Here is a 6,000-nt window from a genome sequence, read left to right as displayed (position 1 = left end):
TCCCCCTTGTCCCCCTTGTCCCCCTTGTCCCCCTTGTCCCCCTTGTCCCCCTGCTTCCTGCTCCCTGCTCCCTTCAAAATAATGGACGGGAAAAAAAGTGACACAATACCGCTATCGCAGAGACATCGGTAAAATCACAATTAAAAAAGGTATAACCGTAACAAAATCAAGACAATCTCAAAAAAAATCTAACAATCTTTGAGATTCTACACAAAGACAAGAATTATGGTATCATCTGGCTGAATTCTAACAGTTGAGAGATGAAACCTTAATAACTGGAATGTAGATTACAGAAGCAGTGCAGTAGCGACGATAAATTTTGGTGGTGGAGGAGAAGACTGAGTGCAAAATACCATGTCTAAGGGGCAAGTAGTCCCGCAGATGCAGCGCAACCAACCTGAAGCAATTAAGATTGGCGTGGTTGGAGTGGGCAATATGGGGCAACATCACGCCCGCGTCCTAAGTTTGCTCAAGGACGTGGAACTGGTGGGTATAGCAGATATTAATGTCGAGCGAGGACTCGATATTGCTAGCAAGTACAGAGTGCGTTTTTTTGAAGACTATCGAGATTTACTGCCTCATGTCGAGGCAGTTTGCGTAGCTGTCCCCACTCGCGCCCATTATGCTGTTGGGATGACCTGCCTAAAAGAAGGGGTTCACGTCCTGATTGAAAAGCCGATCGCTGCTAGTATTTCTGAAGCAGAATCTCTAGTCAATACAGCTGCCCAAGCTCAAAGAATCCTTCAAGTCGGTCACATCGAGCGCTTCAGTCCAGCATTTCAAGAATTAAGCAAAGTTTTAAAGACAGAGCAATTGATGGCAATTGAGGCTCGTCGCATGAGTCCCGCTGCTCAAAGAGCCAACGATGTCTCGGTCGTCTTAGATTTAATGATTCATGACATCGACCTATTGTTAGAATTGGCTGACGCGCCAGTAGTGAAGCTAACTGCCAGTGGCAGTTGTGGTTCTGATTCAGGATATTTAGATTACGTCACGGCAACTCTAGGTTTTGCAAATGGAATCGTAGCAACGCTGACAGCTAGTAAAGTGACTCACCGCAAAATTCGCCGCATTGCTGCCCATTGTAAAAATTCTTTGACTGAGGCAGATTTTCTGAACAATGAAATTCTAATCCACCGTCAAACCACTGCTAACTGTATGACAGAACACGGTCAGGTGCTTTACCGTCAAGATGGCTTGATTGAAAAAGTTTACACGAGCAACGCCGATAAACTTTGCGCCGAATTAGAACATTTTGTGAGCTGCGTGCGTGGTGGTAGCCAGCCTTCTGTAGGAGGAGAACAAGCACTGAAAGCTTTGCGCTTGGCAAGTTTAATCGAGCAAATGGCTGTAGACGGTCATGCTTGGAAGCTACCAGAACGGGAGTACGAGTATCCGATTGTTGCCGTTTAGCGAGCAAGTTTAAATAGCACGTTTTTTGGTAAAAGCACGCAGCCGCGTGCTTTTACTTTATGTATGAAGATATTGCGATCGCCATAACTCGAATATAAATCAATACGATTCAGATAAGACGATCCCCCCTAGCCCCCCTTAAAAAGGGGGGAATCGTAGCGCTTAAAAAGGGGGGAATCGTAGCGCTTAAAAAGGGGGAATCGTAGCCCCCCTTCTCAAGGGGGGTTGGGGGGATCTTCGAGGCGCGATCGCTTTTTACTGAACTGTATTGGAATATAAATCTATGGCGATCGCTCTGTAAATTTATGGCGATCGCTCTAGCTTAAATATCTTAAATCAATAACACTCTTAGATATAGTCAATAACCTGAAGCTGTGCCGTAGGATGGGGAGCCAATACACCGAAAGGGTCATTTATCTTCAAGTAAGTCGCATTTAAGAATTAAAACCTGACTTTTTCAGAACTTTCTTGGGTTGAGCGCTTATCTAACCCAAACTATAATTATACATAACTAAACGGTATTGTATTTAAATATCTTGAAAAACTAAAAATAATGATCGCTTTTGAAGTATATCTAAACGGAGAAAAGCTCTGTACAGCAGGTTTGAGAGATTTAAGCGTTCTTACAGCAATTTTGAACTGGAGGCAGCGTCAAGCAGACGCTCCAGCTGCAAACCCTGAAGACTCAGATGCTGAAGATTTCAGATTGTATGTGGGTGGGATGTTGAATATTGCAGAAGGTAGTCGAGAATTTCTCAGATGGCTCGATCTCAATCTCGAAGTCGGTGATGAAATAACCATCAAGATTGCAGATGCAAATACTGTAGATATACCAATTAGACGGGAGAAAGTAGAGCTAAATTTCAGTCCTCGAAAGTAGGAACGAAACCGATCATTTTAGGTTATTTTAAGCTTTGAAAGCTAAAACAAGCAGACCGAGAGTAATTCTTCTGGGCGATCGTCAAGCCAAATTGAAAAAGAAAGACTAAAATCGAATACGGAGATTTTAGTATTCTTAACACAGGAGGATTTACATCAAGTATGTCCGACTTGAACCGAGGAATTATGAAGTTCGATGGGGCGGATAGTCCCAAGGTAGTGATTGTATCTACCGTACTACTGTTAGGAGCGATCGCCGCCTTAATATTTTGGGCGCTACGAGTAGCTTATGCTGTTTAGTTATTAGTTATCAGTGGCTAGTGACTAGTGACTAGTGGTTAGACCAAAATAAGAATCTAGCCACAAGCCACTAACCACTCATTAGCGATCGATGACTAATATGCAGCAAGTTTGGGGTGTACTTGCGATTTTCATTCTCTGCCCCTATTTGGGCGGACTACCGTTAATTGCTTGGATAACTCGTACCCTGACTGGGAGACGACTGGAGCGGATGGGAACTGGTAATATCAGTGTCTCAGCCGCTTTTTATCATGGTGGTAAGTTAGCGGGCATTTTAGCAGTGCTATCGGAGGCATTGAAAGGTATTGCCGCAGTTCTGCTAGCACGGGCATTTTTCCCAACTCAACCAGCGTGGGAATTAATTGCCCTAATTGCCTTGGTCATGGGTCGCTACTGGGTTGGGAAAGGCGCGGGAACCACAAATGTCGTTTGGGGTTATGTCGTCCATGATTGGCGAGTCGCGCTGTTGGTATTTTTAATTGGAGGGATTAGTTTTACTCTGTTGCGGGAAAAAGAGCTGGGAAGATTTGGCGTATTATTTCTCTTTCCCACAATTACGGCACTGTTACACTTAAATGATTTTGGTAGAATTGTCGCCGCGATCGCCTTGGCGATATTAATTGGCTGGATTTACAAAAAGATTCCCGACGATTTAGATTTATCTCCAACAGCAGGACAAGCCGGATCTGAAAAAATGTTTCGTTTTTTTCGTGGTGATAAGGCAATTGTTTCTCTCGACGACCGACTCGATCCTCAAAAAGTCGGCGATAAGGCAGCTACTTTATCTCAACTGAAAAGCTGGGGTTATCCCGTACCGATGGGTTGGGTAGTCGTGCCAGGAGACGACCCAGAACCTCTAATTCAAGCTTTGCAACCTTCAGCTACCCAACCGCTAGTCGTCCGTTCCTCAGCAATTGGAGAAGACTCGGAACAAGCGGCGGCGGCGGGACAGTATGAAACCGTACTGCAAGTTACCAGTCGTTCTATGTTAAGGCAGGCGATCGCCCGTACTCAAGCTTCCTACGACCTGCCAAATGCAGTAGAGTATCGGCGTGCTAGGGGGCAAATCGATGCAGCCATGGCTGTGTTGATTCAAAAGCAAGTTCAGGGAGTTTTTTCTGGCGTAGCTTTTAGCCGCGACCCAATTACCCAGCAAGGAGATGCTGTTGCGATCGAAGCTTTGCCCGGTGAAGCGCAACAGGTGGTTTCGGGACGATTGACTCCAGAACAATACCGAGTTGCGATCGCAGATGTAGAAACATTAGATGTAACGTCTATACATGTCACGTCTCTACAAATGGAAGGTGAAGGAGACGTACCGCTAGAACTGATTAAACAAGTTGCCCTTCTCGCCCGCAAAATCGAAGATCGATACCACGGTATCCCCCAAGATATTGAGTGGAGTTACGACGGGAGCCAATTGTGGCTGCTGCAATCGCGTCCGATTACAACTCTTCTGCCAATTTGGACGCGCAAGATTGCAGCTGAAGTGATTCCTGGGGCAATTCGCCCGTTAACTTGGTCGATCAACCGTCCGCTAACTTGTGGCGTGTGGGGGGAGATTTTTACAATTGTTTTGGGCGATCGTTCCCAAGGATTAGATTTTAACGAAACGGCAACGCTGCATTATTCCCGCGCCTATTTCAATGCGTCGTTGTTAGGATCGATTTTTCGATTGATGGGCTTGCCTGCGGAAAGTCTGGAGTTTTTGACCAGGGGAGCTAAGTTTAGCAAACCGCCTTTAAGTTCTACGTTAAAAAATGTACCTGGGTTGCTGCGGTTGCTGGGGCGTGAATTGAGTTTAGTCCGAGATTTTCAACAAGACGAGCGGCAGTATTTTCGTCCTGGTTTGGCAAAATTAGAGCAGCGATCGCCGCAAGAACTTTCGACCAGAGAATTGCTAGAACGGATAGAAGGAATTTTATCACTGCTCAAACGGGCTACTTATTATAGTATTTTGGCTCCCTTAAGCGCTGCGTTACGACAAGCAGTATTTCGAGTTCGGGATGACAAAATCGACAACAGCCAAACGCCAGAAGTAGCCGCATTGCGCGAAATTGCAGCTTTGGCAAAAAAAGCTCGAAAAATAGCGCCGCAATTATCTCCAGAACGAGCATTTGAGCAGTTGGAAGATACTGCGCCCGGGAGAGAAATTTTGCAGCAGTTCGAGCGATTGCTCGATCGCTACGGCTATTTGAGTCAGGTAGGCACAGATATTGCGGTTCCCACTTGGAAGGAGGAACCGCAGGTAGTACGAGAATTGTTTATGCAGATGTTGAGCGTGGAGGAAGGCAGTTTTAGAAGCGATCGCCTAGAAATGCAACGTAGTACAACGAGAGTTCAGCAACGCATAGATCTTAAAGGAAGAGTTACGCAGGTATACAGCCGCTTATTAGCAGAATTACGCTGGTGTTTCGTGCGACTAGAGGAGATATCTTTGCAGTTAGGACAATTATCTCAACCTGGCGATATTTTCTTTTTAGAATTTCCTGAAGTGCAAAGAGTTGTTGCTGAAGATGTGGAGTTTATATCTCAATTAACACAATTAGTCGAAGCGAGGCGATCGCAATTCGATCGAGACAGCCAACTCAATCCCATACCCGCTTTAATCTACGGTAATTCTCCCCCGACTCTTGTACGCGCGCACAGCAGTGCGCCCCTACAAACTCCCAACTCCCTCTTAAAAGGAATTCCTGCTAGTTCCGGTCAAGTCACGGGAACGATTGTCGTGTTGCACGATTGGCAAATGCTGCCAGAGATCGATAAAAAAACAATTCTAGTCGTACCTTATACCGATTCCGGTTGGGTAGCCGCGATCGCTAGGGCTGGAGGATTGATCGCCGAAGTCGGAGGAAGATTATCTCATGGGGCGATCGTAGCGCGAGAGTATGGCATTCCTGCGGTGATGGATGTGCGCGACGCAACTCATTTATTGCGCGACGGTCAACAGGTGCGGCTCGACGGTCAAGAGGGTACGGTAGAGATTCTCGGCAGCGATTGAAGTAGTAGATCTGACTTGAAAATAGATTTTCAAGTCAGGTCTGACGAATAAATGTCATTTTGTTCTGAATCACCGTATACATAGTTGTAAAACTTAACTTTAAATGTGAATTAATGTTCGATTTAGTACAAAGCGTAAATTGTAGATTGCTAAAAGTTTAAGGAATTTAAAAATCTAATACCAGCAATTATACTCAGTAAATCTCGATTGATTATCGACAAGCAAAAATACCTTGGGATCGATTGATAGTTACGATAAACAACTTGCACTGCTATAGGAATCAATAGGCGATCGCCGCGATTGTTCAGAGGTAACCAATGTTAACTATAGATAGTTCAATAGACAATTTAAAAACCATAAACTTTTGCTTATCAGAGCGATATTAGATTTATTTAACTGTCACTCGT

Annotated in this window: 4 protein-coding genes; all 4 read left to right on the top strand. The window is 45.0% G+C overall.

Annotated features, from left to right (window positions below):
* Positions 1-354: 354 nt before the first annotated feature.
* The 4 genes from DSM107010_RS06485 (at position 355) to DSM107010_RS06475 (ending at position 5,593) form a co-directional block, all read left to right on the top strand.
* Positions 355-1,413, top strand: a complete 1,059-nt coding sequence (locus DSM107010_RS06485; RefSeq protein WP_039713297.1) for a Gfo/Idh/MocA family protein — start codon at positions 355-357, stop codon at positions 1,411-1,413.
* 553 nt (positions 1,414-1,966) lie between these two features.
* The gene (locus DSM107010_RS06480; RefSeq protein WP_106168832.1) at positions 1,967-2,293 is read left to right on the top strand and encodes a hypothetical protein; all 327 of its coding nucleotides are present in this window, start codon (positions 1,967-1,969) and stop codon (positions 2,291-2,293) included.
* A 161-nt stretch (positions 2,294-2,454) separates the two neighbouring features.
* A complete protein-coding gene (locus DSM107010_RS39445; RefSeq protein ID WP_181245358.1) occupies positions 2,455-2,592 on the top strand; it encodes a hypothetical protein in 138 nt (45 codons plus the stop codon).
* Between the two features lie 100 nt (positions 2,593-2,692).
* Positions 2,693-5,593 carry a glycerol-3-phosphate acyltransferase gene (locus tag DSM107010_RS06475; protein ID WP_106168831.1) on the top strand — a complete coding sequence of 967 codons (2,901 nt, stop codon included), beginning with the start codon at positions 2,693-2,695 and terminating at the stop codon, positions 5,591-5,593.
* Positions 5,594-6,000: the final 407 nt, after the last annotated feature.

The organism is Chroococcidiopsis cubana SAG 39.79 (assembly GCF_003991895.1).
In the GTDB taxonomy this organism is placed as follows: Bacteria; Cyanobacteriota; Cyanobacteriia; order Cyanobacteriales; family Chroococcidiopsidaceae; genus Chroococcidiopsis; species Chroococcidiopsis thermalis.
This window is presented reverse-complemented; position numbering and strand designations above follow the sequence as displayed.

Coding starts and splice junctions, on each gene's coding strand:
- DSM107010_RS06485 (WP_039713297.1), top strand. CDS start 355: ATGTCTAAGGGGCAAGTAGTCCCGCAGATGCAGCGCAACCAACCTGAA.
- DSM107010_RS06480 (WP_106168832.1), top strand. CDS start 1,967: ATGATCGCTTTTGAAGTATATCTAAACGGAGAAAAGCTCTGTACAGCA.
- DSM107010_RS39445 (WP_181245358.1), top strand. CDS start 2,455: ATGTCCGACTTGAACCGAGGAATTATGAAGTTCGATGGGGCGGATAGT.
- DSM107010_RS06475 (WP_106168831.1), top strand. CDS start 2,693: ATGCAGCAAGTTTGGGGTGTACTTGCGATTTTCATTCTCTGCCCCTAT.